At 73.3% G+C, this 26,482-nt stretch carries 22 protein-coding genes and 1 riboswitch; of the genes, 8 read left to right on the top strand and 14 right to left on the bottom strand.

Annotation, left to right across the window (positions count from 1 at the left end; all coding sequences use genetic code 11):
• Window positions 1-165: 165 nt before the first annotated feature.
• The gene (locus ABD350_RS06820) at window positions 166-897 is read left to right on the top strand and encodes a DUF4142 domain-containing protein (RefSeq protein ID WP_382466731.1); all 732 of its coding nucleotides are present in this window, start codon (window positions 166-168) and stop codon (window positions 895-897) included.
• A 16-nt stretch (window positions 898-913) separates the two neighbouring features.
• Here the strand turns inward: ABD350_RS06820 and ABD350_RS06815 are convergent, their stop codons facing one another.
• Complete coding sequence (locus ABD350_RS06815) at window positions 914-2,572, bottom strand: glycoside hydrolase family 13 protein (protein ID WP_344346854.1); 1,659 nt, start codon at window positions 2,570-2,572, stop codon at window positions 914-916.
• Between the two features lie 79 nt (window positions 2,573-2,651).
• Window positions 2,652-3,002: an ArsR/SmtB family transcription factor gene (locus ABD350_RS06810; protein ID WP_344346853.1), complete on the bottom strand. Its 351-nt coding sequence runs from the start codon at window positions 3,000-3,002 to the stop codon at window positions 2,652-2,654.
• A 78-nt stretch (window positions 3,003-3,080) separates the two neighbouring features.
• Window positions 3,081-3,264: riboswitch (cobalamin riboswitch) on the top strand.
• A 29-nt stretch (window positions 3,265-3,293) separates the two neighbouring features.
• Between ABD350_RS06810 and nicT the strand changes: the two genes are divergently transcribed.
• Window positions 3,294-4,376 carry a Nickel transporter NicT gene (nicT, locus tag ABD350_RS06805; protein WP_344346852.1) on the top strand — a complete coding sequence of 361 codons (1,083 nt, stop codon included), beginning with the start codon at window positions 3,294-3,296 and terminating at the stop codon, window positions 4,374-4,376.
• Here the strand turns inward: nicT and ABD350_RS06800 are convergent.
• From ABD350_RS06800 to thrS, 4 genes are all read right to left on the bottom strand, one after another.
• The gene (locus ABD350_RS06800) at window positions 4,273-5,352 is read right to left on the bottom strand and encodes a bile acid:sodium symporter family protein (protein WP_344346851.1); all 1,080 of its coding nucleotides are present in this window, start codon (window positions 5,350-5,352) and stop codon (window positions 4,273-4,275) included. The two genes, nicT and ABD350_RS06800, sit on opposite strands and share 104 nt — an antisense overlap.
• Before the next feature lie 209 nt (window positions 5,353-5,561).
• On the bottom strand, window positions 5,562-6,413 hold the full coding sequence (locus ABD350_RS06795; RefSeq protein ID WP_344346850.1) for an isocitrate lyase/PEP mutase family protein: 852 nt from the start codon (window positions 6,411-6,413) through the stop codon (window positions 5,562-5,564).
• Between the two features lie 378 nt (window positions 6,414-6,791).
• Window positions 6,792-7,757, bottom strand: a complete 966-nt coding sequence (locus tag ABD350_RS06790) for a nucleoside hydrolase (RefSeq protein ID WP_344346849.1) — start codon at window positions 7,755-7,757, stop codon at window positions 6,792-6,794.
• Between the two features lie 26 nt (window positions 7,758-7,783).
• The gene (gene thrS / locus ABD350_RS06785; protein ID WP_344346848.1) at window positions 7,784-9,052 is read right to left on the bottom strand and encodes a threonine--tRNA ligase; all 1,269 of its coding nucleotides are present in this window, start codon (window positions 9,050-9,052) and stop codon (window positions 7,784-7,786) included.
• Between the two features lie 345 nt (window positions 9,053-9,397).
• On the opposite strand from thrS, the gene ABD350_RS06780 reads away from it, so the two are divergent.
• From ABD350_RS06780 to ABD350_RS06755, 6 genes are all read left to right on the top strand, one after another.
• Window positions 9,398-10,198 (top strand): hypothetical protein, encoded by an 801-nt coding sequence (locus ABD350_RS06780; protein ID WP_344346846.1) that lies wholly within the window; start codon window positions 9,398-9,400, stop codon window positions 10,196-10,198.
• Between the two features lie 188 nt (window positions 10,199-10,386).
• Window positions 10,387-10,587: a hypothetical protein gene (locus ABD350_RS06775; RefSeq protein ID WP_344346845.1), complete on the top strand. Its 201-nt coding sequence runs from the start codon at window positions 10,387-10,389 to the stop codon at window positions 10,585-10,587.
• A gap of 183 nt (window positions 10,588-10,770) precedes the next feature.
• Window positions 10,771-11,718, top strand: a complete 948-nt coding sequence (locus ABD350_RS06770; protein ID WP_344346844.1) for an MIP/aquaporin family protein — start codon at window positions 10,771-10,773, stop codon at window positions 11,716-11,718.
• A gap of 180 nt (window positions 11,719-11,898) precedes the next feature.
• Window positions 11,899-17,067 (top strand): HD domain-containing protein, encoded by a 5,169-nt coding sequence (locus tag ABD350_RS06765; RefSeq protein WP_344346843.1) that lies wholly within the window; start codon window positions 11,899-11,901, stop codon window positions 17,065-17,067.
• 4 nt (window positions 17,068-17,071) lie between these two features.
• Entirely contained in the window at window positions 17,072-17,395 is a 324-nt protein-coding gene (locus ABD350_RS06760; protein WP_344346841.1) for a hypothetical protein, read from the top strand.
• Window positions 17,392-18,063 carry a hypothetical protein gene (locus tag ABD350_RS06755; RefSeq protein WP_344346840.1) on the top strand — a complete coding sequence of 224 codons (672 nt, stop codon included), beginning with the start codon at window positions 17,392-17,394 and terminating at the stop codon, window positions 18,061-18,063. The genes ABD350_RS06760 and ABD350_RS06755 overlap by 4 nt, the downstream gene beginning before the upstream one ends.
• 12 nt (window positions 18,064-18,075) lie before the next feature.
• Here ABD350_RS06755 and ABD350_RS06750 read toward each other — a convergent pair whose 3' ends face one another.
• From ABD350_RS06750 to ABD350_RS06715, 8 genes are all read right to left on the bottom strand, one after another.
• Complete coding sequence (locus tag ABD350_RS06750; RefSeq protein ID WP_344346839.1) at window positions 18,076-18,426, bottom strand: cytochrome C oxidase subunit I; 351 nt, start codon at window positions 18,424-18,426, stop codon at window positions 18,076-18,078.
• Complete coding sequence (gene ctaD / locus ABD350_RS06745; protein ID WP_344346838.1) at window positions 18,423-20,144, bottom strand: aa3-type cytochrome oxidase subunit I; 1,722 nt, start codon at window positions 20,142-20,144, stop codon at window positions 18,423-18,425. The genes ABD350_RS06750 and ctaD overlap by 4 nt, the downstream gene beginning before the upstream one ends.
• A 292-nt stretch (window positions 20,145-20,436) precedes the next feature.
• Entirely contained in the window at window positions 20,437-21,450 is a 1,014-nt protein-coding gene (locus ABD350_RS06740) for a sigma-70 family RNA polymerase sigma factor (protein ID WP_344346837.1), read from the bottom strand.
• A gap of 124 nt (window positions 21,451-21,574) precedes the next feature.
• A complete protein-coding gene (locus tag ABD350_RS06735; RefSeq protein ID WP_344346836.1) occupies window positions 21,575-22,048 on the bottom strand; it encodes a DUF5994 family protein in 474 nt (157 codons plus the stop codon).
• 61 nt (window positions 22,049-22,109) lie between these two features.
• The gene (locus ABD350_RS06730) at window positions 22,110-22,409 is read right to left on the bottom strand and encodes an SCO5918 family protein (protein ID WP_344346835.1); all 300 of its coding nucleotides are present in this window, start codon (window positions 22,407-22,409) and stop codon (window positions 22,110-22,112) included.
• 82 nt (window positions 22,410-22,491) lie between these two features.
• Window positions 22,492-24,003, bottom strand: a complete 1,512-nt coding sequence (locus ABD350_RS06725) for a DEAD/DEAH box helicase (protein WP_344346834.1) — start codon at window positions 24,001-24,003, stop codon at window positions 22,492-22,494.
• A 214-nt stretch (window positions 24,004-24,217) separates the two neighbouring features.
• A complete protein-coding gene (locus ABD350_RS06720) occupies window positions 24,218-24,421 on the bottom strand; it encodes a cold-shock protein (protein ID WP_007383480.1) in 204 nt (67 codons plus the stop codon).
• A 550-nt stretch (window positions 24,422-24,971) separates the two neighbouring features.
• Window positions 24,972-26,333: a COG1470 family protein gene (locus tag ABD350_RS06715; protein WP_344346833.1), complete on the bottom strand. Its 1,362-nt coding sequence runs from the start codon at window positions 26,331-26,333 to the stop codon at window positions 24,972-24,974.
• Window positions 26,334-26,482 lie beyond the last annotated feature (149 nt).

Raw genomic sequence — 26,482 nt, 5'->3', positions numbered from 1 at the left:
TTCTTTACCCGTGTGCCCTGAGACGAACCCGCCCCGCGTCCGTACCGCCTGGGTGTCCGGACCCCGCGTACCGCCGCGCGTCCGGACCGTCGACGGAAGACCCCGGCAGGAGGCACGGTGCGCTTTTCACGGAACGCGACGGGAACGCTGTTCGTGGGCGGTGCGATGGCCCTGACCCTCGCCGCGCTCGCCTACCCGGGCATGCTCGGCCTGAGCAAGGTCTCCGGCGCGCCGGACCGCGTCATCGCCAGTACCCAGTGGGGGCCGCTGACCGAGCAGGACCGGGACTTCGTGGTGAAGGTGCGGGCGGCCGGGCTGTGGGAGTACCCCGTCGGGCAGCTCGGGCTGCGCAAGGGAGGCTCCCCCGCGGTGATCACGGCGAGCCGGCACCTGGTCGACGGGCACGCGGCGCTCGACACCACCTGCCGGAAGATCGCCCCGATGCTGGACATCACGCTGCCCGACGAGGCGAGCCCCCAGCAGCGGGGCTTCGTCCGGCAGCTGGACGGGGAGAGCGGCAGGCAGTTCGACACCGACTTCGCCAACATCCTGCGGATGACGCACGGCTCCATCTTCAACACGGTGGCGAAGATCCGTTCCACCACGAAGAACTCGCTGGTGCGGGCCCTCGCCGACCAGGCCAACGACACCGTGCTGGACCACATCTCCGTGATGGAGCGAACGGGCCTGGTCGACTTCGACCGGACCCTGTTCCAGCAGACCACCCCGCCCAAGCTGCCCGACTCCGACCTGACCCCGCCGCCCCCGGCGGCCGGCCGGCCCCAGGTGGTCCTCACCCCGCCGCCGTCGGCCACCTCCACGCCGGTGGACATCGACGGCATCGCGGGCGGCACCACCACCGGGGCCGGGCCGGGCCCGGCCCCGCCGGCCGGCTAGCCCCCGCCGGAAGGGCCTAGGCCAGCCACACGGTGGTGTCCGGCGGCAGCGCCCCGCCGCCCGGCAGCGGGGCACTGCCGAGCAGGACCTCGCCGGGCGGCAGCGGCACCGGCTCGGTGCCCAGGTTGGTGACGCAGCGCCAGCCCTCGGTGCGGGTGAAGTCCAGGACGCCGGCCGGCGCGTCCGGGGCCCAGGTCAGCGTCTCGCCGTCCAGCAGCTTGCGGCGCAGCCGCAGGGCCGTGCGGTACAGCTCCAGCGTGGAGCCCTCGACCCCGGTCTGCGCCTCCACCGCGTAGGCCGCGAAGGACGCCGGCTGCGGCAGCCAGCCCGCCCCGGGCCCGAAGCCGTAGGACGGTCCGGTCGTCGTCCACGGCAGCGGCACCCGGCAGCCGTCGCGGCCCTTGCGGGTGTGGCCGGTCTGCTCCCAGATCGGGTCCTGGAGTACCTGGGTGGGCAGGTCGGCGACCTCGGGCAGGCCGAGTTCCTCCCCCTGGTACAGATACGCCGAGCCGGGCAGCGCCAGCATCAGCAGGGTCGCCGCCCGGGCCCGGCGCAGCCCGGCGGCCGGGTCGACGGAGGGCGCCGTGCCGTGGGTGAGCAGCCAGGCGTCCGGGTCGGTGCCGGGCGGCAGCAGCAGCCGGGAGGCGTGCCGTACGACATCGTGGTTGGACAGCACCCAGGTCGCGGAGGCACCGGCCGAGTGGGCCGTGGCCAGCTCGCCGGAGATGATCCCGCGCAGCTCCGCCGCGTCCCAGCGGGCCTGGAGGTACTCGAAGTTGAAGGCCTGGCCGAGTTCGTCGGGGCGGGCGTACAGGGACCGGCGGCCGCCCGGGACCCAGGCCTCGGCGACGGCCATGCGCGGCGGGCGGTAGGCGTCGAAGATCTTGCGCCAGTCGCGGTAGATCTCGTGCACCTCGTCCCGGTCCCAGTACGGGTGGCTGCCCGGCGGCAGGTGCCGCAGGGCCGTCTCGCCGGCCGTGCCGAGGGCGCCGAGGTCCCGCAGCGGCTCGGTGAGGTCCTTGGCCAGGCCGTGTGCGACGTCCACGCGGAAGCCGTCCACACCCCGGTCGGACCAGAACCGCAGGGTGGTGCGGAAGTCGCCGCGGACCTCCTCGTTGTCCCAGTTCAGGTCGGGCTGCTCGGGGGCGAACAGGTGCAGGTACCACTCCCCGTCCGCCACCCGGTGCCAGGCGCTGCCGCCGAACACCGACTGCCAGTCGGTGGGCGGCAGTTCCCCCTGCGCGCCGCGCCCCGGCCGGAAGACGTACCGCTCCCGGGCCGCCGACCCGGGCCCGGCGCGCAGCGCCTCCTGGAACCAGCGGTGCAGGTGGGAGGTGTGGTTGGGGACGATGTCCACGACGACCTTCAGGCCCAGCCGGTGCGCCTCGCCCACCAGGGCGTCGAAGTCGTCCAGGGTGCCGAGGCGTTCGTCGACACCACGCGGGTCGATGACGTCGTAGCCGCCGTCGGCGAGTTCGGAGGGGTAGAAGGGGCTCAGCCACAGCGCGTCGACGCCGAGCGCTGCGAGGTGGGTCAGCCGCTGGGTCAGGCCCCGGAGGTCGCCGAGGCCGTCGCCGTCGGCGTCGGCGAAGCTGCGGGGATAGACCTGGTAGATGACGGCCTGACGCCACCAGTCGGGGTTCCTGGACGAGAGGTCCGGCGGGCGGTCTGCCATACGGGCTCCCAAGGGACGGACGACAGTACGGGATCTGTATCTGTCCACATTGCCCGAAAGGGAACCTTTTCCGGGGCGGTCAGGCGGCGCAGTGCTCCAACAGGCCCCTTACGTCCTCGTCCACCACCCGATAGCGCACCACGCGCCCCTCTTTCTCCCCCGCCACGACCCCCGCCGCGCGCAGCAGCCGCAGGGCCTGGGAGACGGCCGGGTCGTTCATGCCCGTGGCGATCGCCAGGTCCGACACGGCCAGCGGCCCGGTCCGGTGCAGGGCGAGCAGCAGCGCGAGCCGGTTGGCGTCGGCCAGCAGCGAGAAACGGTCGGCCCAGGTGCGCAGACGCCCCGCGTCGCCGATGGCGGCGATCGCCTCGCACACCCGGTGACCGTCGATGGTCCGACGACCGGCACGGTCGGCAGGCACGAGATGCATACACCCATCCTGACAGGCCCCGGTGTGATCTTGCATACCTGCCCGACTGCGCAGCTATGCAGGGAACCACGCGCCCCTCTACGGTGGGCGGGCCGTGGTGTTCGGGAAGCCGGTGTGAGACCGGAGCGGCCCTCGCCACTGTGATCGGGGAGTTCCCGTTCCGTCCGGCAGCCGCCGGGCCACTGGTCGCAGGACCGGGAAGGCAGGAACGGCGGACGCGTGACCCGTAAGCCAGGAGACCGGCCACGGCAGCTCACGAAGTGATCCACGAGGTGCTGGAGCGTGAACCCGATGGCTGATGCCGCTACTTTCCGCTGGCGACGTGAGGACACCCTGAAGACGGCGGGGCTGCTGGTGGTGATCCTCGCCCTGCATGTCGTCGCCTTCGGGATCCTGTTTCTGATGGTCGCCCCACGGCACTACGAGGTCGGCACCGAGGTGTTCGGCGTGGGGCTCGGGATCACCGCCTACACCCTCGGCATGCGCCACGCCTTCGACGCCGACCACATCGCGGCGATCGACAACACCACCCGCAAGCTGATGGCCGACGGCAAGCGGCCGGTGTCGGTGGGGTTCTGGTTCGCGCTCGGACACTCCAGCGTCGTCGTGCTGCTGGCCCTGCTGATCGCGGGCGGCACCTCGCTGGCCGGGAAGGTGATGAACGAGGGCTCCACCACCCACCAGGTGCTCGGGGTGCTCGGTACGACGATCTCCGGGTCCTTCCTCTACCTCATCGCCGCCCTGAACCTGGTCGCCCTGGCGGGCATCCTGAAGGTGTTCCGGGCGATGCGCGCGGGCGGGTACGACGAGTCGGAGCTGGAACGGCACCTGGACTCGCGGGGGTTCATGAACCGGCTGCTGGGGCGGCTGACCAAGTCCGTGTCCCGGCCGGGGCAGATGTACCCGCTGGGCTTCCTCTTCGGCCTCGGCTTCGACACGGCCACCGAGGTCAGCCTGATGGTGATGGCCGGCTCGGGCGCGGCGGCCGGCCTGCCCTGGTACGCGATCCTGTGCCTGCCGCTGCTGTTCGCCGCCGGGATGAGCCTGTTCGACACCCTCGACGGCACGTTCATGAACTTCGCCTACCAGTGGGCGTTCGCCAACCCCGTCCGCAAGGTCTTCTACAACCTGGCCATCACCGGCCTGTCCATCGCGGTGGCCTTCTTCATCGGCACCATCGAACTGGTCGGCGTGCTGCACGAGAAGTTCGGCCTGAGCGATCCGGTCACCGGCTGGGTGGCCGGCCTGGACCTGGACAACGTCGGCTATCTCATCGTCGGCCTGTTCGTGGCGGTGTGGGCGGCGGCACTGGCGTACTGGCGGCTGGCGCGGGTGGAGGAGCGCTGGTCGGTGCGGGCGGCGCCGACCGACTGAGCCGGCGGGCGAGCGCGGCGCAGACCACCAGCTGGAGGGTGTGGTACAGCATCAGCGGCAGGACGGCCATGGCGACCTCGTCCGCGGGGAACAGCACGGAGGCCATGGGCAGTCCGCTGGCCAGACTCTTGGTCGCCCCGCAGAAGACCGCCGTCACCCGGTCCTCGCGGGGCAGCCGCAGCGCCCGCGCGGAGCGGTCGGCGAGCAGCAGGGCGACGCCGAGCAGCACCGCCACCAGCACGCCGAGCAGGATCAGCCGGCCGGGGGACACCCGCTGCCAGATGCCGGTGGTCATGCCCCGGCTGAACGCCGCGTAGACGACCAGCAGGATCGACCCCCGGTCGCACAGGCCGATCACCTTGCGGTGCCGGCCGAGCCAGCCGGAGATCCACCGCCGTACCGCCTGCCCTGCGAGGAACGGCAGCAGCAACTGCACGGCGATGTCGCCGAGTTGGCCGAGGCCGATCGGGATGCCGCCGTCCGCGCCGCCGCCGATCAGCGCGACGGCCAGTACGGGGGTGAGCACCACGCCCAGCACCGTGGAGAAGGACGCGGAGCACAGGGCCGCGGCCACGTTGCCGCGGGCCAGGGAGGTGAGGGCGATGGAGGACTGCACCGTGGACGGCAGCACCGCGAGGAACAGCACGCCGGCGGTCAGCTCGGCGCCGAGCAGCCCGTCGGGCAGCAGCCGTGCGGCCAGTCCGAGCAGCGGGAAGACGGCGAACGTCAGGGCGAGCACCGGAAGGTGCAGCCGCCAGTGCCGTACGCCGTCGAGCGCGGCCTGCGGGGAGAGCCGGGCGCCGTAGAGGAAGAACAGCAGGCCGATCGCCAGCTTGGTCAGCCAGGAGACGGTCTCGGCCGCCGTGCCCTCGGCCGGGACGAGCGCGGCGATCCCGATCGCGCCGAACAGCGCGACGATGTACCAGTCGACACGGCGCGCCAGGCCGCGGACCGTGCCGGTGAGCATCTGAGGCATGCGCTCCTGCCTTGGAAGCGGGTGGCGTGGGACGGGCGCCCGCGGCCGGGAGGCGGCCCGGGTGCGGGGCCCGGGGTGCGGGTGCTGCTGGGCGCGGGCACCGGGAGAGGGCGGGCCTCGGGCGCCCGGGCGGGTGGCACCGGCACCGGGCGGTGGCGGGTGCGGGGCCCGCGCGCGGTCGGCGCGCGGGCCCCTGGTGGTGCCTCAGGTCACGCCGGTGCGTGGGCGTGGTGCCGGCTGATGTTCTTCTCCAGCAGTGCCAGGCACTCGGCGACCCCCACGCTGTCCGGCCCGGTCTGCGGCAGGCGGCCGTCGGCCTCCTTCAGCTCGGTCAGGGCCCGGTCGATGGCGGTCTGCGCGGCGAACAGGCAGGGCGTGCTGTAGATGGCGACGTCGACGCCCAGATCGGACAGCTCGCTCAGCGACAGCCGCGGCGACTTGCCCCCGGCTATCTGGTTGAACAGCAACGGCTTGTCCCCGATGACCTTGCGCACCTTGTGGATCCAGTCCACGCTGCGCACCCCGTCGACCAGCACCACGTCGGCGTCGGTCGCGGCGAGCGCCTCGGCGCGGCGCAGGATCTCGTCCTCCTCGGTGGCGTCGGTACGGGCCACCACCACCAGGTCCCGGCGGGACTGGAGGACCATCTCCAGCTTCTCCAGGTACTCCTCCAGCGGGAGCACCTGCTTGCCGTCGACGTGTCCGCAGCGCCGGGGCCGCTTCTGGTCCTCCAGGATGACGCCGGAGGCGCCGATGGCCTCCAGGTTCTGCACGACGTGGCACGCGGTCTCCGGGTCCACGTAACCGTCGTCGATGTCGACCAGCAGGTGCTGCTCCGGGAACGCCATGCGCAGGCGCTGGACGAAGGCGATGATGTCGGGCCAGGCGATGAAGCCGATGTCGGGCAGGCCGTAGTGGGACGCGGCGAAGCCGAAGCCGGAGACGAACATGCCGTCGTAGTGCCGCGCCGCGACGGACGCGGAGAACATGTCGAACACGCCGATCAGCGGTGTGGTGCCGGCGGAGTGGATCGCGTCGCGTAGCCGGGTGGGGTGGCTCACGGTATCCTCCGTGGTTACTGGTTGCGTGGGCTGTGTGCCGCTGCGACCGTCTGCCCGCCAAAGCTGTTGGCCGCGCGGCAAGTTCCGCACCAGACCGGCCGGGTGCCCTTCCTTGTGAGAGGCGCCCGGTCTACAGCTGTCCAGCGCGGTGGCCGCAGATTAGGAAACGCTTTGCCGAGTCACAACCATCTCTTTGCGATCGCGGTCCGAAACGTGGCGTTCCGGAACGGAAGTTCAGGCACGTGAATGCGAGCTCACCCATGTGACCGCCCGGTCGGCGGCCGGACCGGGGAGCCGCACGATGGCCGAATCAGATGGCGCCCACCAGCCGGACACCCTTTTTGTAAAGTGCTTTGCCACGGCCCGGACCGGCCGGCGCTAGGGCCGTTCCACCGTCTCCAGGTACAGCTTCACGTACCGGTCCACGTCCACGTCCAACGCCACGTCCACCAGGGCCCGTTCGGCGCCGCCGTCGTGGACTTCGGCCTCGCCGGGGCCGGGCCGGAGGTCCACGACCGTCTGGCCGCGGGCCGGTCCGGGCGCCAGGCAGACCTCGACCGGCAGCAGCCGGGTGGTCAGACCCGCCGGATCGGCGACCGCGCACACCGCGCCCGCGTCGCCGAGACCGCCGGCCTCCTCCGCTCCCGGCGCCCCGGCCTGCGCGGTCGGCCGGCACCTGAGCAGTTCCCCGGCCAGGCGGGTGCCGGGGTCGTCGCTCGCGCGCAGCCGGCGCACCTCGGCGCCGGGCACGACGACCCGCCGGAACACGTCCAGGCCGTACATGGTGATCGGCACCCCGGCCGTCAGCAGCACCGCCGCCGCCTCCGGGTCGTGCCACACGTTGAACTCCGCGACCGGGGTGGCGTTCCCGGTGGTCACCGCCCCGCCCATGAACACGATCCGCTCGATGTTCCGGGTGACCCCGGGGTGGGTGCGCAGCAGCAGCGCGATGTTGGTCAGCGGGGCGGTGGGGATCAGTGTGACGGGCCGCGGGGAGGCGAGGATCTCCCGGTGCAACAGGGTGACCGCGTCCACGTCCGCCGGGGCCCGGGTGGGCGCGGGCAGCCCCAGGTCGCCCATGCCGTCGGCACCGTGCACCGGCGCCCGGCGGGCCGGCTCGATCAGCGGGCGCTCGGCACCCCGCGCCACCGGGACGGCGGGGGCGCCCGCCTGCTCCAGCACGGTCAGGGTGTTGCGGACCACCCCGTCCACGCCGGTGTTCCCGGCCACGCAGGTCACGGCCCGCAGGTCGAGTCCCGGGTGGCGTACGGCGAAGAGCAGGGCCAGGGCGTCGTCGACGCCGGTGTCGCAGTCGATGATCACGGGTATGGGCTGACCGGTCACGGCGGTCTCCTTCCGTCGAGCCGACCTTAGGCCAGGTGAGCGGCGCCGGCCGCCTCGTCCCAGAGGGCGGTACCGCGGGCCGCCACCCGTGCGGCGATCCGGCGCAGCAGCTCCGGCACCGGCAGCGCGCCCGGCCGCCGCCCGTCCCGCAGCCGTACGGCGGCCAGCCCGGCGCCGGCCTCCCGGGCGCCGATCACCGCCTGGTACGGCACCAGCCGCGCGGCCCGGATCCTGGCCCCGAGGGTGCCCTCCGCGGGACCGGCCAGCTCGGCGCGCAGGCCGAGCGCGACGGCCTCCCGGACCACCGCCTCCGCCCGCTCCGACTGCTCCCCGGTCACCGGCAGCACGACCAGCTGGACCGGCGCCAGCCAGGCCGGGAACGCGCCGCCGTGGGTCTCCACGAGATGGGCGACGGCCCGCTCCACGCTGCCGACGACGCTGCGGTGCACCATCACCGGCCGGTGCCTGGCGCCGTCGGGGCCGGTGTAGCGCAGGCCGAAGCGGGCGGGCTGGTGGAAGTCGATCTGCACGGTGGACAAGGTGGACTCGCGGCCCGCCGGGTCGGCGATCTGCACGTCGATCTTCGGGCCGTAGAACGCGGCCTCGCCCGCCGCCTCCTCGTACGCCACCCCGGCCTCGGCCAGGACCTGCCGCAGCAGTGCGGTGGCCCGCCGCCACAGCTCGGGGTCGGCGACGTACTTGCCGCCCGCGCCGGGCAGGGAGAGGCGGTGGCGTACGGCCTCGATGCCGAGGTCGGCGTAGGCGCGGGCGATCAGCTCCAGGGCGGCGCGGGCCTCCGCCACCGCCTGGTCCAGGGTGCAGAAGACATGGGCGTCGTTGAGGTGGATGGCGCGCACCCGGGTCAGGCCGCCGAGCACGCCGGACAGTTCGGCGCGGTGCATGGGGCCCAGTTCGGCGATGCGCAGGGGCAGCTCCCGGTGGCTGCGGGCGCGGGAGCGGTAGATCAGCGCGTGGTGCGGGCAGAGGCTGGGCCGCAGGACGACCTCCTCGCCGCCGAGCCGCATCGGCGGGTACATGTCGTCGCGGTAGTGATCCCAGTGCCCGGAGATCTCGTACAGCTCCCGTTTGGCGAGCGCGGGCGAGTACACGTGCCGGTAGCCGGCCCGGCGTTCGGCCTCCCGGATGTACTCCTCCAGGGTGTGCCGGACGGCCGCGCCGTCGGGCAGCCAGTACGGCAGTCCGGCCCCCATCAGCGGGTCGGTGCCGAAGAGACCGAGTTCGCGGCCGAGGCGGCGGTGGTCGGGGAGCTCGGGGCGGTCGGGCCGGTTGTCCACGGGTGTCCTCCGTCGGGTCCGACCGGGGCGGACGGCCCGGGACACGGCGAAGCCCCGGGGCGTGCGCCCCGGGGCTTCGGATGCTGGTCAGGTGTCAGCGCGCCGGGACGGTCTCCGGCGTCGTCGTGCTCGACGGGCACTTGGGGGCGCGCTGCATGGACGGGAGGCTAACAGGGGCCGCCCGGACCGCTCCAGGCAATTTCCCCGGTGCCCCATCGCGCACCGGCCGTACGCCCTCACCCGTACGCCCTCACCCGTACGGCTCCGAGCGCTGGTGGGCGGCCCGGCCCGGTGGTGCCGTGAGACCAGGCATCCCACCGGCCGCACGCAGTCCAGGAGGCACCGATGTCCCCCGCGATATCCCCGCGCGTCCCCCGCCTCCCGCGTGCCGTCGCGCTCCCCCTCCTCGCCACCGGCCTGCTGCTCGGCGGCGGCTGCGCGGCCCTCGGACTGAACCACCCGGCGAGCGCCCCGCACCCGCTGCCCACGTTCGCCCGGCCGGCGCCGGCGTCCAAGGCGCCCCGCCGGGCCGACGGTTCCACGCTCAGCGACGAGCAGGCGCAGGCCGCGCTGATCACCCAGACCGACCTCGGCGCGCCCTGGACCGCCACCCGTGGCGCGGCCACCTGGCGGGACGGGCTGCTCAAGAGCCGCACCACGGCCGGGGAGTGCCAGCGGCTGCTGGACGCCCTCTACAGCGACGAACTCCTCGGCGCCCCGGCGCGCGTCGCCGTCGGCCTGGACGACGCCGACACCGAGGCCCAGCTCCGGTTCCAGATCGGCGCCCGCCGCCCGGCGGACGTCGACGCCATGCTGGCCTGGCTGGGGGAGATGCCGGTGCGCTGCGCCCGGTTCACGGCCACGACCGAGCTGGGGCTGCTGGAGGACGTGCAGGTGAGCAACGCCGTGCTGCCGGAGGTCGGCGACGCGCGCCAGGGGCTGCGTGTCACCTGCGCCGCCACCGGTGACGACGGGCAGCGGGTCCTGCTCACGATGGACGTGGCCGCCGTCCGGGTCGGCGAGGACGCCTTCGCGCTCACCAACGGCGGCCTGGGCGACGTACCGAACGAGGCGACCCAGGCCGCCGTGCAGATCGGCGCCCTCCGCCTGGCGGACATCCGCCGGCAGGGGCGCGCGGAGGTGTGAGGGCCACCGCGGGGGCCGGGGACGGGGGTTGCGAGGCGGGCCGGGGTGGACGCCGGGTCATCCCGCTCCCGCATGCCCCTGCAGCCCCCAACTCCCCCGGGCGCCCTTGCCGTTGGGCGTCGCCGGCGCCTAGGTTGAACGGCGGATCAAGCATGCTTGACACTCCGCTGTTGTGTTGCGAGGTCGCCGTGTCCGGACGTATATCCGCACCCTACGCACCCCCCGCCCGCCCTCGCGTCCGTCCGGCCGGGCGGCCCTCCCTCGCCCGGGGCGTCGCCGCGGCGGTGATCGCCGCGTCCGGTCTCCTGCTGGCGGCCAACGTGGGCCCGGCCGGCGCCGCCGACACCCCGCCGGCACCGGTGTCGGCGACCCCGCGGCCGGGCGGCTGAGACCGGCTGCCCGCCGGTAGCCGGTCCTGCCGCCGCCCCCTGCGTCAACCGGTGCCCCCACCCTTCGGGCCGCCCCTGCGGGTCGCCCTTGCGGGTGGCCGGGGAGCGTTCACCCTGCGGGGAGTGACGTGGTGAGCCAATATGGTGACATTGGCCGCATTGCTCTCTTCCAAGGGGGCCTCCATGGCTGTGGACATCCCTCCGCTCGTCAAGACGTCCCGGCTCAGAAGCCGGGGCGGTCTGCTGGGCGAGTGCCTGGCGGAGTTCCTCGGGACCTTCGTCCTCATCTCCTTCGGCTGCGGCGTGGTCGCGATGGCGGTCGCCGCGCTGCCCGGCTCCGGCCGGGCCGCCACCTCCACCACGATCTTCCTCGCGGCCGGCGACTGGCTGCTCATCGCCTGGGGCTGGGCCCTCGCCGTCATGTTCGGCGTCTACGTCGCCGGCGGGATCAGCGGCGCCCACCTGAACCCGGCGGTCACCCTGGCCATGGCCCTGCGCCGGGGCTTCTCCTGGGCGAAGGTGCTGCCGTACTGGGCCGCCCAGGTCGTCGGCGCCCTCGCCGGCGCGGCGCTGGTCTACCTCGTCTACCACGACGCGATCAACACCTTCGACCGCACCGTGGCCGGCCCGAAGGTGAACGGGTACACGAACACCACCTTCTCCATCTTCGCCACCTTCCCCGCCCCCTATTTCCACGGCGGCGTCTGGGGCCCGCTGATCGACCAGATCGTGGGTACGGCGTTCCTGCTGATGCTGATCGCCGCCGTCATCGACCTGCGCAACCAGGCCGTGCAGGCCAACCTCGGCCCCCTGGTCGTCGGCCTCGTCGTCGCCGCCATCGGCATGTCCTACGGCGCCAACGCGGGCTACGCCATCAACCCGGCCCGCGACTTCGGCCCCCGCCTGTTCACCTATGCGGCGGGCTGGGGCAGTCTGGCCTTCCCGGGCAGCGTGCCCGGTGCCTTCAGCGGCTACTGGTGGATCCCGATCGTCGGCCCGCTGATCGGCGGCGCGCTCGGCATCGTGCTCTACGACCTCTTCATCGGCGACGTCCTGCTCGCCCGCAGGGAACTGGCCCAGCTGCCCCCGCCCGGCCGCTCCACCCCGACGCGGACCCGCCCCGAGGAGTGAGCACCCACTCCGCCCCGCCCGCCGCGCATCCGGGCACCCCTCACCCGCCCGCCCGGTGAACCTCCCCTCCCCGCCCACGGAAACCCCGTGATCCCGCTCCCCGGAACGCCACGTCTGCGATAATCGCGCTTCATCCAGGACGAGGCAGCAACTCGCCGCCGCGCGAGGGGAGTAGGCACGATGACCGCCGGGCGACGGCGGGCCCTGCTGATCGCGGTGCCCGGCTATCCGCGACTGGAGCGGGTGGAGGAGCTGAAGGACCACTTCCCGGGCCTGCCCTTCACCGCCAAGGACACCGCGACCCTGCGCGCCACCCTGCTGCGCAGCGGCTACCAGCCGGAGCACGTGATCGTGCTCGACGACGAGGACGCCACCGGAGAGGGCGGCATCCGCGACGAACTGGGCCGGTTCCTGAACTCCCTGGAGGACGGCGACACCGGCCTCGTCTACTTCACCGGCCACGGCGTCCGCTTCGGCGAGCGTGACTACCTCGTCCCCAGCGACATCCGCGCGGGCTGGGGGCGCGCCGGGGAACGCACCCTGGGCCCGCACGGACTCATCGAGATCGCCCCCGACGAACTGCTCGCCCCCTTGCGCTCCAGCGCCACGGTGATGCTCTGCCTGGACGCCTGCCGCAGCAGCGGAGACGTCCCGCCGCCCGCCTTCGACACGCTGACGATCGGCCGCCCCTGGGACAACGTCGTCCTGCTGAGCGCCTGCTCCCCCGGCGAGGAGGCCCTGGGTCACGGCGACACCGGCAGCGTCCTGGCCATGGCCCTGAGCGAGACCCTGGCACCGGAGTCCTCCGCCCGTACCTTCGGCCAGGTGATCGAGCGGGTGGAGCGGCGCGCGGAGGAGATCGCGGCCCACTACACCTACCGCCGGCCGCCCCGGGTCGACAGCCGGTGGCTGGGCCGCGACCGGACGGGCGGCGCCCACGCCGGCGCGGTGCTGTGCGAGGCCATCGAGTCGGCCGGCCCCTGGACGGACGCCGTCCTGCGCTCCGGCCTGTGGGAGCGGACCGACGGCACCACGCCCGCCCAGCGCGGCCGGGCCAAGGAACACCTGTCCCAGGTGGTGTCGAAGACCGTCGCCATCCGCGCGCGCCGCGAGCCGGAGGCCGACCCGTGGGACGACCCGCTCGTCCCACGGCGGCTGATCGAACGGCTGGACCAGCTCGTCGACGCCGCCGGTGCCCGGCTCAGCCTGATCGAGACGGTGGTGCTCCTCGGCGCGCCGTTCCTGCGCGAGGCCGCGCTCTCCTGCGGCCTGGCGGCGCTGCGCGCCCTGCACGGCGACGGCCCGGACGGCACCGCCCCGGCGCAGGAGCCGCCCGAGGACAGCTTCACGGCCCATCTCGACCGGGACATGGCCGATGTGCGGCGCGCCCACCGGCAGATCGAGGCCACCCGGCGGACCCTGCTGCGCCGCGGGCACAAGGCCGACGCCCGCAGCGCCGAGTACTGGCTGCGGCACCGCTTCCTCGCCGACTGGGACCTGTTGTGGGAGCAGCGCGGGGACGCCGAACTGGACAGTCTGCGCGGCGCGGTCGACCTGCTGGTGCGGGCGGCGGAGAGCGCGGCCGGCCTCACCCTGGGCGCCGAGGAGCGCGGGGTGCTGCGGCGCGCCGTCGTCCACGTCGTCTCCCAGCTGGGCACCGGCACCCCGGCGGACGCCGTCGCCCCCGACGGCACGCCCTGGGACACGGACCTGTGCGCCTACCTGTGCGGGGAGGCCGACCGGTGGAGCTGGCGCCCCCGGGAGCTGGCCACGCTGCTGCACCTGGCGGGACTCCTCGCGATCGACCCGCGCCAGCTCGACGGCGTACTGGTCGACCACCTCGGCCCGCGCGAACCCACCCAGGTCCGGCCCGGGGGCATCAAGGACGAGATCGCCGCGAACGACGGCTTCCGGCCCGGCACCGGCGCCTGGCCGCCGGGGAACGGGACGCGGGGCATCGCCCCGGACACCGTCCGCCCGCCGGGGAACGGGACGTCGGCTCCCGCCCCGGGCACCGTCTGGCGGCTGGTGTTCAAGTGCGGCAGCGCGGCCCTGTTCACCGCGCTGGACCGGCTCGCCACCCGCATCGCCGCCGTCTCGGACGCCACCCGCCGCGCCCAGGGCACCCTGCGCTACGGCGACCTCCTCTCCGGCCTGCCCCAGCTGGTCAAGACCGAGGGTCTGCTGCCGCGTGACCGGGGCTTCGACAAGCCCCCGCCCCGGTTCCGGCTCGCCGAGGACGAGGTCAAGCCGCTCATCATGGGCACCCAGCTCTACGGCGACCGGATGCTCGCGGTACGCGAGCTGTACCAGAACGCCCTCGACGCCTGCCGGGTCCGCCAGGCCCGGCGCCGGTACGCCGAACACGCCCCGCGGGCCGACGCCCGCACCGAGCGCGAGCAGCTCGCCGGGAGCCACATCGTCTTCACCCAGGGCACCGACCCGGACACCGGCCGGACGTACATCCAGTGCGAGGACAACGGCGTCGGCATGACGGCCGAGGAACTGCGGGACCTGTTCGCCCAGGCCGGCCGCCGTTCGGAACAGTCCGCGGCGCGGATGCGCGAGATGCGCCGCTGGCGCCGCCGGGGCGTCACCACGGAACTCAACAGCCGCTTCGGGATCGGCGTCTTCAGCTACTTCATGCTGGCCGAGGAGGTCGAGGTGACCACCCGCCCGGTCAACATGACCGGCCTGCCCCTGGACGGCCACCGGGCCAGCGTCACGGCCGGCTCGGGCCTGATGCACCTGGTCCGCGAACAGGGCGCACTGCTGGGTGGCGGCACCCGGGTACGGCTGTATCTGCACGACGACCCCGAGGAGCGGGACGAGGCGCGCCCGTCACTGATCGCGGCGCTGCGGGAGTTTCTGTGGGTGAGCCCGGTCCGGGTGACCGCCACGGAGTACGACGGCGATCCGGCCCGGTGGCAGCCCGGGGAGCTGTACGGCGATTCCTCCCTCCAGGGCGCGCCCATCGCGGCCGGCGAGGGCGTGTGGTGGGTGCAGGGCAAGGGCATGCTGCTGGCGGACGGCCTGCTGGTCTCCGAGGCCGAGCGCCCGGAGGGGTACGTGATCAACCTGCGGGGCAGACACCGTCCCGAGCTGAGCGTCGACCGCAACCGCTTCCTCGGATACGACGAAGGCCAGGTGGAGGCGGACCTCAAGGAGGCCATCCCGGCGCTGATCCGGTCGGCGTGGCAGCCTTTTCCGCTGGAGTGGCTGTGGAACCTCGCCGACTCCTGGCCCCGGCTGGCGGAGGAGGCCATCGCCGAACTGATGGCGCACGACGTGCGCGTGTCGGTGCCGCCGCGGCGCGGGATCAGGACGGAGGGACGATCGGTCGTCGCGCTGCGCGAGGTCGGCTGTCTGCCCGCGGACGTCGACGTCGTGCAGGGGGAGTTCCAGGCCGTCGGCCAGGGCATGCGCTTCTTCCGGGCGTGGCGCTCCAGCGTGCTGGGCAGCATGGTCGAACGCCTGCCCGCCCCGCCCGGATTCCCGCGGCCCGCCCCCCTCGACGCGGCTGTGTTCGGGCGCGCGCCGACCAACTCGTTCACGACACCGCTGGGCGCCGCCGCGGCCATCGGGTACCCGCTGCGGAAGATGATCCGTCAGCTGCGCCGGTACGCCATCGCGGGGGTGCGGGTACCGGAGGTGGCGGACCTGCGCGTCCTGGACGGCGTCGTGCCGAGCCCGCTGGCGGCGACGCTGTACAAGGAGTTCGAGAGCGCGGTCCTGCGTCGCGGCGGGAAAGCGGGGGAGGCCGGGGACCACGCGGTGCGGCAGGCGCTGATACGGGTGTCCGCCGACGAGAAGGTGAGCCTGGGTGTCCTCGCGGAGCTGTTCGCACAGTTGTCGCTGATCGATCCGTCGCTTCCCGCGCCCCCGGACCTCAAGGAGTTCGGGGCTCATCGCGTCGACGCGCGCGAACGCCGTGTCCTGGCGGGCGACTGGGGGACACAGATAACGACCGGTTCCCGCCGGTTCGCCGTGCTCGTGCGTCCGCTGGACGTGGCCTGGCGGGCCCGCCATACGGGCATCCCGCCGGCCGAGATCGAGGCGGTGGTGCGCCGTTTCGCCCCGCTCGGTTACCGGCTCGCCGGGCCGGAGCTGCCCGGTCCCCTGGACGAGCCGAAACTGGCCGCGCTCAGCCGCGGCCCGGACGGGCGGCCGCCCTTTCTGCCTCCGGGCCCCGTCGGCCCGGGGCACCTGCTCCTGCTGGCCGCCCAGCGCGCGGAGACCGTGGGGGAGACGGCGGGCTGGCTGGCCGGGTGGGCCGCCCCGCTGGGCTTCGAGGTGGCGGATCCCGGCCCGCTCGCCTCGTTCTCGCCGCCCGCCTGGGGCAGGAGCGTCACGCTGCGCAGGACCAGGGGCGGGCCGCGGCCGCTGACCGCCTGGCAGTTGCTGGACGCCATCGGGACCGGTGAGGCCACCACCGCACAGCCACGGGATCTCACCATGGTGGAGGCGCTCGCGGACGTCGGACTCGTCGAGCGCCGGGCGGTGGACCTGGCCCGCGCGTGGTGTGCCGGGCCGCGTCCCGAACGGCAGCCCGACCGGCGGCGCAAGGGCAGCGGCCGTTGGTCGGTGGTGCCCACGCCGGTGGAGTACATCGGGCCGGACGGGCGGCTGGGGCCGGCTTCGGTGGTGGAACTGGCCGCCGTCATAGGCAAGAGCCTCGGCGCCACCGTGGAGGCGCTGCGGGGCCAGGCGACGGCCTTCGGCTTCGGCCTTCCCGAGATCCCCGAGGACACCGCCGGGCTGAGGCCGGACGACTATGTGGAAAACCTTCTGTGCATGGGCGGCGAGTGGCAGTCGTTCATCTCGCTCACCGACCTCGCCGAGTTCGCCGACATGGAACACGTGGACCTGGCCACCGCCGCCGCCGACCTGAACGCCTACGCGCCCCTCGGCGCCCCCACGGTTCCGGTGCGCCCCGGCTTCGTCCGCCCGCCCGAACCCCTGGAACGCGACACCGACGCCGAGTACGCCCTCCTCCAGCCCTGCCTGGACGACTCCTGGACCCTTCCCCCGCTGGGCCTGGTCATCGCCGCCGGCCGGCTCGGGGAGGGGCTGCGGGAGACCTACCGCCGGCTCGGGCCGTTCACCGACATCGGGCTGGAGCTGCCGTACCCCGAGCCCGGCTGCGACCGCGTCCCCGACTGGCGGGACGTCGTGCTGCTCACCACCCGGCTCACCGGCCGGGAACCCGTGCTGTCCGGCGAGGTCGGCGTCGATCACCCGGCCCTGGCCGCCGAGGAGACCGGCCTGACGGTGGACGAGGTCCGCGCGCGGCTCGCCGACTACGCGCCCCTGTTCGGTTTCCGTCCGCCGCCGCACGAGAGGACCTGACCGCGTGTCACACGACCACGATCCCAAGCCCTTCGAGTCCCGGCACCTGCCGCACCAGACCGGATTCCGCTGGGACTTCTCCGGCGGCCGGCTCGTCATCACCGGCACCTGTCCGCTCTGCCGCGGCGCGACCAGCCATCCGGTGCCGGACATCAGGCCGGGTTCGGTGGCCAAGGGACCGTCCCGCCGCAGGTCCGCGCGGGACGAGGTGCCGGACGAGGTGTACATGCGCTGCCGGTGCCGGCTGCCGCACCCCGGGGACCAGCACGAGAGCGGCGGCTGCGGGGCCAAGTGGACGGCCGTACGCGGGCCGGGCACCGGCTCATGACACCGGCGCGCGGCTACCTGCCCGAGGAACTGGAGCGCGCCCAGCAGCGGCTGGACGAGATGGCGCAGGCCCAGCTGGGGATCGCGCGGGCGCAGGCGGAGGGCTGGCGGAACTTCCTCGGCGCCGCCACCGGGCTGCTGGCCGCGGTGCTGGTCCTCAAGGGCCGGGAGAACGTCGCCGAACTGCCCGGCGGCTACCGTACGGCGGTCATCGCGCTGGTGGCGGCGGGACTGGTGCTGCTGCTCGGTGCCGCCTTCCTCGCCGTGTCCGCCGCGCACGGCCGGCCCGGCGACGAACTGCGGTACGCCCACGCCGCGGGGCTCCTGGACTGGGAGGAACGGGAGCTGGACCGGATCGCGTCGCGGATCGGACTCGCGCGCTGGGCGGCGGTGCTCGGCGTGCTGGCCAGCGCCGCCGGGATCCTGCTCACCTGGGTGGCCCCCGCGCCGGACACCCCGGTGCCGACCGTCCGGGTGCACACCCGGGGGGAGTCCCTGTGCGGCGAGCTCCTCGCGGTCGACGGCAGCGGCGTCACGGTCAAGGTCAAACCCAAGGGGAGCAAGAGCGGCAAGGACGGCAAGGACGGCAAGGGGGCCGTCACGATCCGGCATCTCACCTGGGAGCGGGACGCGGTGAGCGTGGCCCCGGCGGCCGGCTGCCGACCGTGAGCCGGGCCGCGGTCACAGGGCGAGCAGCAGCGCGGTCAGCGCGGTGCAGCCCGCGCACACCGTGAGCACCACGGCCAGGCAGCGCCGCCGCAGCTGCTGGTAGCGGTGCTCGTACTCGGCGCGCAGCGACACGCACCGGGCCGCCACGCGCTCCAGGTCGGCGCGGGCCCGGCGCAGGCTGTCGGCGGTGTACTGCCGCTCGATCTCCTCGCGCTGGGCCGTCGTCAGCCAGTCCAGGGGGCCGGTGAACTCGCGGGCGCGCTGTTCCGCCTCCGCGACCCTGGCCTGCCACAGCAGGTACCCCTCGACCTCGTTGCCGAGGTCACCGCCCGTTCCCGCCCCCCGCTTGCGCAGGCCGCTCATCCGCGCGGCCGGTCGCTGGTGGCGATCTCGTAGCCTTCCTGCTCCCGCGCCGCGATGTCCGGGTGGTGCAGGTCGAAGGCGGGGGACTCGCTGCGGATGCGGGGCAGGGTGAGGAAGTTGTGCCGGGGCGGCGGGCAGGAGGTGGCCCACTCCAGCGAGCGGCCGTAGCCCCACGGGTCGTCCACGCCGACCGGGGTGCCGAACTTCGCGGTCTTCCACACGTTGTAGAGGAACGGCAGCATCGACAGGCCCAGCAGGAAGGAACCGATGCTCGACAGCGCGTTCAGCGCGGTGAAGCCGTCGGCGGCCAGGTAGTCGGCGTAGCGGCGGGGCATGCCCTCGGCGCCCAGCCAGTGCTGGACCAGGAAGGTGGTGTGGAAGCCGACGAACAGGGTCCAGAAGGTGATCTTGCCGAGCCGTTCGTCGAGCATCTTGCCGGTGAACTTGGGCCACCAGAAGTGGAATCCGGCGAACATCGCGAAGACGACCGTGCCGAAGACCACGTAGTGGAAGTGGGCGACGACGAAGTACGAGTCGGAGACGTGGAAGTCCATGGGCGGCGAGGCGAGGATGACGCCGGTCAGCCCGCCGAAGAGGAACGTCACGAGGAAGCCGGCCGCCCACAGCATCGGCGTCTCGAAGGAGAGGCTGCCCTTCCACATGGTGCCGATCCAGTTGAAGAACTTCACCCCGGTGGGCACGGCGATCAGGAAGGTCATGAAGGCGAAGAAGGGCAGCAGCACCCCGCCGGTGACGTACATGTGGTGGGCCCACACCGTGACCGACAGACCGGCGATGGCGATCGTCGCGGCAACCAGGCCCATGTAGCCGAAGATCGGCTTGCGGGCGAAGACCGGGATGACCTCGGTGACGATCCCGAAGAACGGCAGGGCGATGATGTAGACCTCGGGGTGCCCGAAGAACCAGAACAGGTGCTGCCACAGCAGGGGGCCGCCGTTGGCCGGGTCGTAGACGTGGGCGCCGTAGATGCGGTCCGCCGCCAGGGCGAACAGCGCGGCGGCCAGCACCGGGAAGGCCAGCAGGACCAGCACACCGGTCAGCAGCACGTTCCAGGTGAAGATCGGCATGCGGAACATGGTCATGCCGGGGGCGCGCATGCAGATGATCGTGGTGATGAAGTTGACGGCGCCGAGGATCGTGCCGAAGCCGGAGAAGGCCAGGCCCAGGATCCACAGGTTCCCGCCGAGACCGGGGGTGCGGGTGGCGTCGGACAGCGGGGTGTAGGCGAACCAGCCGAAGTCGGCGGCGCCGTTGGCGGTGAGGAAGCCGCCGACCGCGATGAGCGAACCGAACAGGTACAGCCAGTAGGCGAACATGTTCAGCCGGGGGAAGGCCACGTCGGGCGCGCCGATCTGGAGCGGCATGATCCAGTTGGTGAATCCGGCGAACAGCGGCGTCGCGAACATCAGCAGCATGATCGTGCCGTGCATCGTGAACATCTGGTTGTACTGCTCGTTGGAGATGATCTGGATGCCCGGCCGGGCCAGCTCGGCCCGGATGAGCAGCGCCATCACGCCGCCGAGCAGGAAGAACGCGAACGACGTCGTCAGATACAGCGTGCCGATCGTCTTGTGGTCGGTGGTCGTCAGCCACTTCACCACGACATTGCCGGGCTGCTTGCGCCGGACCGGCAGCTCGTTCTGGTACGAGTCCTCGGCCGCCGCGCCTCCGCCCTGGGGTTCGTTCAGGATGCTCACAAGTCGTCCGTCTCCCGATGCTCGCGTCCGCCCTGCCGTGACGGCGGTCCACCCGTCATCCTCACCGGCCGGGCGCGCCCCGGGGGGTCCCCGAGCGGCCGATGTACGGCCGTCCGGGTGAGCGATACACCCGGACGCAGTAGCGCCCCGGACGAGGGCGCCCCGCCGGGCCGGGTTTCGGCGCCCCCCGCGACGGCTCCCTGGTCGGGGCCGATCTCGCGGCCGCTGCGGTCAGCGTCCTCGTCCAGGGTGTGACACGTGCTCACCCGGAACCGGGCCGGCGGGCGTGGGGTCAGCCCGCCCAGTCCAGCAGGCGTTCGCCCGTCTCGGGCGCCCGCAGCCGGCCGAGCGACTCCTTCTCCAGCTGGCGTACGCGCTCCCGGGTCAGCCCCACCTGCTCGGCCACCTGTTGCAGGGTGCGCGGATGCCCGTCGTGCAGCCCGTAGCGCAGGCTGAGGATCATGGCCTCGCGCGGGGCCAGCACGCCCAGCGCGTCCCGGAGGTCCTCGGCGAGCGCCCGGTACTCGGCGACCTGGGGGGCCTGGAGGACGTCGGTGGCCGGGATGAGGTCGCCGACCACGGTCTCGCCGGTGTCGTCCACGGGCGTGTCCAGGCTGAGCGTCTGCCGTCCGACCCGGCGCAGCCAGGCCACCCGGTCCTCGGCGAGGCCGCTCTCCCGCGCGACCTCCTCGTCCGTCGGCTCGTGCCCGATGCGCAGCTGGAGCTGCCGTTCGACCTTCGCCAGCTTCTGCAGCTGCTCCACGACGTGCATCGGCAGCCGGACGGTACGGGCGTGCTGGGCCAGGCCCCGCTCGATCGCCTGGCGGATCCACCAGGTGGCGTACGTGGAGAACTTGAAGCCCTTGGTGTGGTCGAACTTCTCCACGGCCCGGATCAGCCCCAGATTGCCCTCCTGGATCAGGTCGAGCAGGGGCACCCCGCGGTGGGCGTGCCGTTTGGCGATGGACACCACGAGCCGCAGATTGGCGCGGATCATGTGGTCCTTGGCGTCCCGGCCGTCCCGTACGGCCGCCTCCAGCTCCCGGCGCCGGTGCGGCGGGACACGGTCGGCGTCGTCCCGCTCCAGTTCCCCGGCGGCGTGCTGACCGGCGTCGATGAGCCCGCCCAGCCGTACCTCGTCGACGGCGTCGAGCAGGGGGGTCGCGGCGATCTGGTTCAGGTACTGGCCGAGCAGATCGGCCTCGTCGCCGGGTTCGGGGACCCGGCTGCGCGGGCGGGCGGACCGGGCCGCGGTACGGCGGCGCTGCCGCGGGTCGGCCGTGGTGGTGCGTGCCGGACCAGACATCGTCTCCGGCCTCCGACTCCTGTCGCTTCGGCTCTGTGCGCCAGAGCCCCGGGCATCCAGCGACCGCCGGGTACCCGGCCCCGCGCCCGGGATGCGCGGGAGAGCCCGCCGCCTCCCGGGAGCCTCAGCGCTCCCAGGTGGCGTCGGCGAGTGCCAGCATGTGCGGGGCGGACAGGGCGTTCCCCGGATCGGCGGCCGTGGTCAGCAGCCAGCGTGCCGCGTCGGCGGGTTCGCCGGGCGGTACGACCAGCAGTTCCCGGTGTTCCCCGGCGCCGGTGTCCAGGGTGATGGTGTGCGCCTCGGTGTCGACGGCCGACAGGGAGACCCGGATGAACCGGCCGGGGGCCGGCACCCGGTACGGGGCGTCGGGCCAGGCGGCGGTGTCCACGGTGACGTGGACGACCGCGCCGAGACCGGCGGCCAGCGCGCCGGTCAGGGCCGGCAGTTCCAGTTCCAGCGCGTCACAGCGGGGCCACCAGGCCCCGTCCAGCGGGCCGTGGCCACCGATCGGGGTCAGGGTGAGCCGGGGGAGGGGCATCCGGTAGGTGTGTGCTCCGGCCGGCGGGAGATGCCCGGCGGGACTTCCGTTGCTGTCCATGCGTACGATCCCGTCCCGGACGGACTTCGGCCGCCCGTTTCCGTCGTGGCGCCGGTGTGGGTTAGGCCAGCGGGGTGTCCGCCCAGGGAAGCGCCGAGGACTCGCGGTGCTCCGGCGGGCGGGCCGCCGCGGCCTCGTGGCAGGTGAAGCCGAGCCTGGTCAGCGCCCGGCTCACCTCGGCCGCCGTGAAATCGCGGCGGTCCTGTCCGGTGATGACCTGCCCGACCTGCTTGACCGGGTAGACCCGGCGGCCGACGGTCACGCAGACGCCGACGGCGGGCTCGGGGGAGACGCCCTCCATCGACTGCTCGACCTCGGGCTTGGTCAGGTCGAAGGGGAAACGGGCGATGACACAGCGCATGGTGCCTCCAGCGGAGCGGTCGGGGTGGGGACGGGACCGCCGAGGGCGCGGGGCCGCCCGGCGGTCACGGGGTGCGTGCGGGTCAACGGCTCCCCTCGGGAGCGGAACGCCCGGACGGGGCGCGCCGGGCTCCCCGGGCCCGCCGGGACCGGCCGCCCCGGCCACGCCCGGCGGCCCCGGCGGTGCCGGGTCGCTGGGGGCGTTCGGCGGCCGGCACGGTGACGGTGACGGGCACCCCGGAGGGCGTCCGGGCGCCGGTGATCCGGTTCAGCTCGGGCTCGCCCGGGCGTACGCGGGTGGTGCGGGCGGTGATGTCGGCGGCGCTCATGAGGCGGTCCACCGCGCGCCGCTGGTGCGGCAGTACGAGGGTGACGACCGTGCCGGACTTGCCGGCGCGGGCGGTACGGCCGCCGCGGTGCAGGTAGTCCTTGTGGTCGGCGGGCGGGTCGACGTTCACCACGAGGTCGATGTCGTCGATGTGCAGGCCGCGGGCGGCGACGTTGGTGGCCACCAGGACCGTGACGTGGCCGTCCTTGAACTGGGCGAGGGTGCGGGTGCGCTGCGGCTGGGACTTGCCGCCGTGCAGCGCCGAGGCCCGCACCCCGACCGACAGCAGGTGCTTGGCCAGCCGTTCCGCCGCGTGCTTGGTGTCCAGGAACATGATCACGCGGCCGTCGCGGGCGGCGATCTCGGTGGCGGTGCCGTGCTTGTCGTCGTCGCGGACGTGCAGCAGGTGGTGCTCCATCGTGGTGACCGCGCCCGCCGACGGGTCGACCGAGTGCACGACCGGGTCGTGCAGGTACCGGCGCACCAGCAGGTCGATGTTGCGGTCCAGGGTGGCCGAGAACAGCATCCGCTGGCCGTCCGGGCGGACCTGGTCGAGGAGGGCGGTGACCTGGGGCATGAAACCCATGTCGGTCATCTGGTCGGCCTCGTCGAGGACGGTGACGGCCACCTGGTCCAGCCGGCAGCCGCCGCGGTCGATGATGTCCTTGAGTCGCCCGGGGGTCGCCACGACGATCTCGGCACCGGCGCGCAGCGCGGCCGTCTGGCGGCCGATCGACATGCCGCCGACCACGGTGACCGAGCGCAGGCGCAGCGCCCGCGCGTAGGGGGTGAGGGCCTCGGTGACCTGCTGGGCCAGTTCCCGGGTGGGGACGAGGATCAGGGCGAGCGGCTGCCGGGGCTCGGCCCGCTGTCCGGCCAGGCGGGCCAGCAGGGGCAGGCCGAAGGCGAGGGTCTTGCCCGATCCGGTACGGCCGCGGCCCAGGACGTCCCGGCCGGCCAGCGTGTTCGGCAGCGTCGCCGCCTGGATGGGGAACGGCGCGGTCACGCCTTCGGCGCGCAGCGCGTCCCGCAGGGGCTCGGGCAGGTCCAGGTCGGCGAAGTCCTCCGCCGGCGGCAGCGCCTCGGTGAGGGTGACGGGCAGGGCGAACTCACCTTGGGGGGAGCGCCGGGCGCCCGGGGTCTTTCCCTGGGGGCTCTTTCCGCGTCCGGGGGTCCGGGCGGACCGGAAAGGGGCGGAGTCGTTGCCGCCGCGGCGTCCGGTACCACCGGTGCCTGCGGCGCCACGGGTACGGCGGGTGCGGTTCATGATGAGGAACCTCCTCGATGCGCGCGGCACGTGTCGAGGAATTCCTTTCGGCGGTGCGCAACCGCGGCAGAATTCACAAGAATGAGCCGAAGGGAAAGCCGAAAGGCGGAGAAGGGGGGCCGGACGGCGGGGAAACGGGCCGCAGCCCGCGGGTAAACGGACCGGGGCCCGCGCCCCAAGAGCGCGGGCCCCGGCCTCGTAGAGCGCGTCAGCGTCAGGCGGGAACGATGTTCTCGGCCTGCGGGCCCTTCTGGCCCTGCGTGACGTCGAAGGTAACCTTCTGGCCTTCCTGAAGCTCGCGGAAGCCGGAGGTGGCGATGTTCGAGTAGTGCGCGAACACGTCGGCGCCGCCGCCGTCCTGCTCGATGAAGCCGAAGCCCTTTTCCGCGTTGAACCACTTCACGGTGCCAGATGCCATATTGAATCTCCCTAGGGGGGCAGTGCCGTGGTCCGCACTGTGCGGACCCCGAGTCGCCGCGATGATCACCCCTAAGGGGGCCCGGAAAGTCCGGCAATCAAAACTGCAACTGTTATCACGGTAACACGGTCCGCCCCGGCACACCCAGCTTTTTTGTCGGGCGGCCCTGTCGGCGGCGATATTCTGGGCCTGCTCCACCGGAAAACCTTTCGGAGCGCCGCGGGCAATTCTGCAGTGGCGAGGACAGATATGGCGGGGCTCCATGGGGGTGCCCTGGCCGACCGCTTCGGGGGCGCTTCCCGCCCTGACGGCGGCGCGTGCGCTTATGTGTTGCCGCCGCGACAGGTTTCCCCTGCGCGGCCCTGCCGGCCGGCATCCGGCGCCCCGGGCACCGTGCCGCGCCCGGGACGCCGCCGCTCCGGGCCGGCCTCGCGGTCCCCGGAGTGGCGGTTTTCGGCCCCATGTTGGCTGTTTTTGGACGGACCAAGATCAGACTCTTGGCAGATACACCCGATATCGACCCACAATGCCTGTGGGCATGAGGCTGGAGTTACTGGGCGGTACGGCTGAGTACGCCACTCACGTTCACGACCTCGTGGCATCCCTGCGCCTGGCGTCCGGTCGCCGGAGTACCGGGCTTCTCGCAGGTCACTTCGACGGTCACGGTGTCGTTCTCGGGGATCTTGATGGGGGTCACCCAGTGGTAGTCCTGGTTGCGGAAGGTCTCCAGCGCGATGGTGGTGATCTTGCGGTCCCCGAAGGTGATCGTCACCAGTCCCTCGTCGCCCTGGAAGTTGGAGACGACGATATCCGTGACCCCGAAGACACTGTCCTCGGGCACCTGGTAGATGCCGGGCTTGGTCTGCCCGCGGGTCGTGCGCACGTCGATGGTCTGCGAACTCTGCAGCCCGCCGCCGGTCCCGGTGCCGTTGTCGGTCGACGTGCCGTCGCCGCCCGTGCCGCCCGGAGTGCCCGTGCCCTGGCCCCCGGAAGCGGTGCCGGGCGCCGTGCCCTTGCCCGTACCCGTGTTGGGGCCGGTGCCCGGGGTCTGCCCGTCCGCGCCCTGTTCCCCGGCGGGCGTGGGCCGCGGCTGGACCGCCTCGGTGGCCGCTTCCTTGGCGGCACTGCGCACCGCCGGACGGACCAGCATGAACCAGGCCAGCAACAGCGCGAGCAGCGCCGCGAGCAGGGCCAGCAGCCACTTGGGGAAGATCGGTATCTGGACGAACTCGGCGTCCAGCGGCACCCGTACGGCGTGCTCGTCCGGCCGGGGCTCGTCCTGCTCGCCGGTCTCGGCGGCGTCCACGGTGAACGGCCACACCACCGGGGCGCCGAACCACACCGGCTTGCCGGTGCGTACACGCAGGCCGATCTCCGCCGACTCGCCGGGCTCCAGGTTCTGTTCCGCCGGGGTGAAGGCGAACGTCAGCTCCTCGCCCGCCTGTCCGGCGGTGAAGCCGACCCGCACGGGGGTGTTGCCCTGGTTGCGCACCGCCAGCCGGTACCGGCCGCGCAGCCAGCCGCGCCGCCGGCGCGGGGCCAGCTCGCTGCGCAGCTCGTGGAACGCCCCGATGTGCACGGTGGTTTCGAGTACTCGCACCGACTCGGGGTGCTCGGCCGGCAGCACCCGTACCCCGAGGGGCACCGCACCGGCCCGGACCTCCGGGGACCGTGGTGGCTCCAGGCGGATCGTCACCGTCTCCGAGGTGCCCGGATACAGGGAGACCCGCGCGGGCTCCACGGTGGTCCAGGCGGCGCAGTCCCCGACGATCTCCAGGCTGTACGCCTCGACGATGTCGCTGTCGTTGCGCACGGTCACCGTGGTCGTGGCGATGTCCCCCGGCGCCACGGTCACTTCCGGAATGTCGAGGCCGGGAGCGCCGGGGCTGGAAGAGGCTGCGGAAGGCGTCACGCAAGCACGATAGGCCGGGCCCGGCAGCGCGACGAGAAGCGCGAGGGCAATGCCCGGGCAGTCGCGGTGCCCTCGCGGTCACCCCACAACTTCCCGAGGGCAGCGGTCCGTTGACGCGGCCGCCGTCCCGGGTGGGCGCCGTCCCCCGG

This window comes from Streptomyces nogalater (assembly GCF_039532885.1).
GTDB lineage: Bacteria > Actinomycetota > Actinomycetes > Streptomycetales > Streptomycetaceae > Streptomyces > Streptomyces nogalater.
This window is presented reverse-complemented; position numbering and strand designations above follow the sequence as displayed.

Coding starts and splice junctions, on each gene's coding strand:
- ABD350_RS06820 (WP_382466731.1), top strand. CDS start 166: ATGGCCCTGACCCTCGCCGCGCTCGCCTACCCGGGCATGCTCGGCCTG.
- ABD350_RS06815 (WP_344346854.1), bottom strand. CDS start 2,572: ATGGCAGACCGCCCGCCGGACCTCTCGTCCAGGAACCCCGACTGGTGG.
- ABD350_RS06810 (WP_344346853.1), bottom strand. CDS start 3,002: ATGCATCTCGTGCCTGCCGACCGTGCCGGTCGTCGGACCATCGACGGT.
- nicT (WP_344346852.1), top strand. CDS start 3,294: ATGGCTGATGCCGCTACTTTCCGCTGGCGACGTGAGGACACCCTGAAG.
- ABD350_RS06800 (WP_344346851.1), bottom strand. CDS start 5,352: ATGCCTCAGATGCTCACCGGCACGGTCCGCGGCCTGGCGCGCCGTGTC.
- ABD350_RS06780 (WP_344346846.1), top strand. CDS start 9,398: ATGTCCCCCGCGATATCCCCGCGCGTCCCCCGCCTCCCGCGTGCCGTC.
- ABD350_RS06770 (WP_344346844.1), top strand. CDS start 10,771: ATGGCTGTGGACATCCCTCCGCTCGTCAAGACGTCCCGGCTCAGAAGC.
- ABD350_RS06765 (WP_344346843.1), top strand. CDS start 11,899: ATGACCGCCGGGCGACGGCGGGCCCTGCTGATCGCGGTGCCCGGCTAT.
- ABD350_RS06755 (WP_344346840.1), top strand. CDS start 17,392: ATGACACCGGCGCGCGGCTACCTGCCCGAGGAACTGGAGCGCGCCCAG.
- ABD350_RS06750 (WP_344346839.1), bottom strand. CDS start 18,426: ATGAGCGGCCTGCGCAAGCGGGGGGCGGGAACGGGCGGTGACCTCGGC.
- ABD350_RS06740 (WP_344346837.1), bottom strand. CDS start 21,450: ATGTCTGGTCCGGCACGCACCACCACGGCCGACCCGCGGCAGCGCCGC.
- ABD350_RS06735 (WP_344346836.1), bottom strand. CDS start 22,048: ATGGACAGCAACGGAAGTCCCGCCGGGCATCTCCCGCCGGCCGGAGCA.
- ABD350_RS06730 (WP_344346835.1), bottom strand. CDS start 22,409: ATGCGCTGTGTCATCGCCCGTTTCCCCTTCGACCTGACCAAGCCCGAG.
- ABD350_RS06725 (WP_344346834.1), bottom strand. CDS start 24,003: ATGAACCGCACCCGCCGTACCCGTGGCGCCGCAGGCACCGGTGGTACC.
- ABD350_RS06720 (WP_007383480.1), bottom strand. CDS start 24,421: ATGGCATCTGGCACCGTGAAGTGGTTCAACGCGGAAAAGGGCTTCGGC.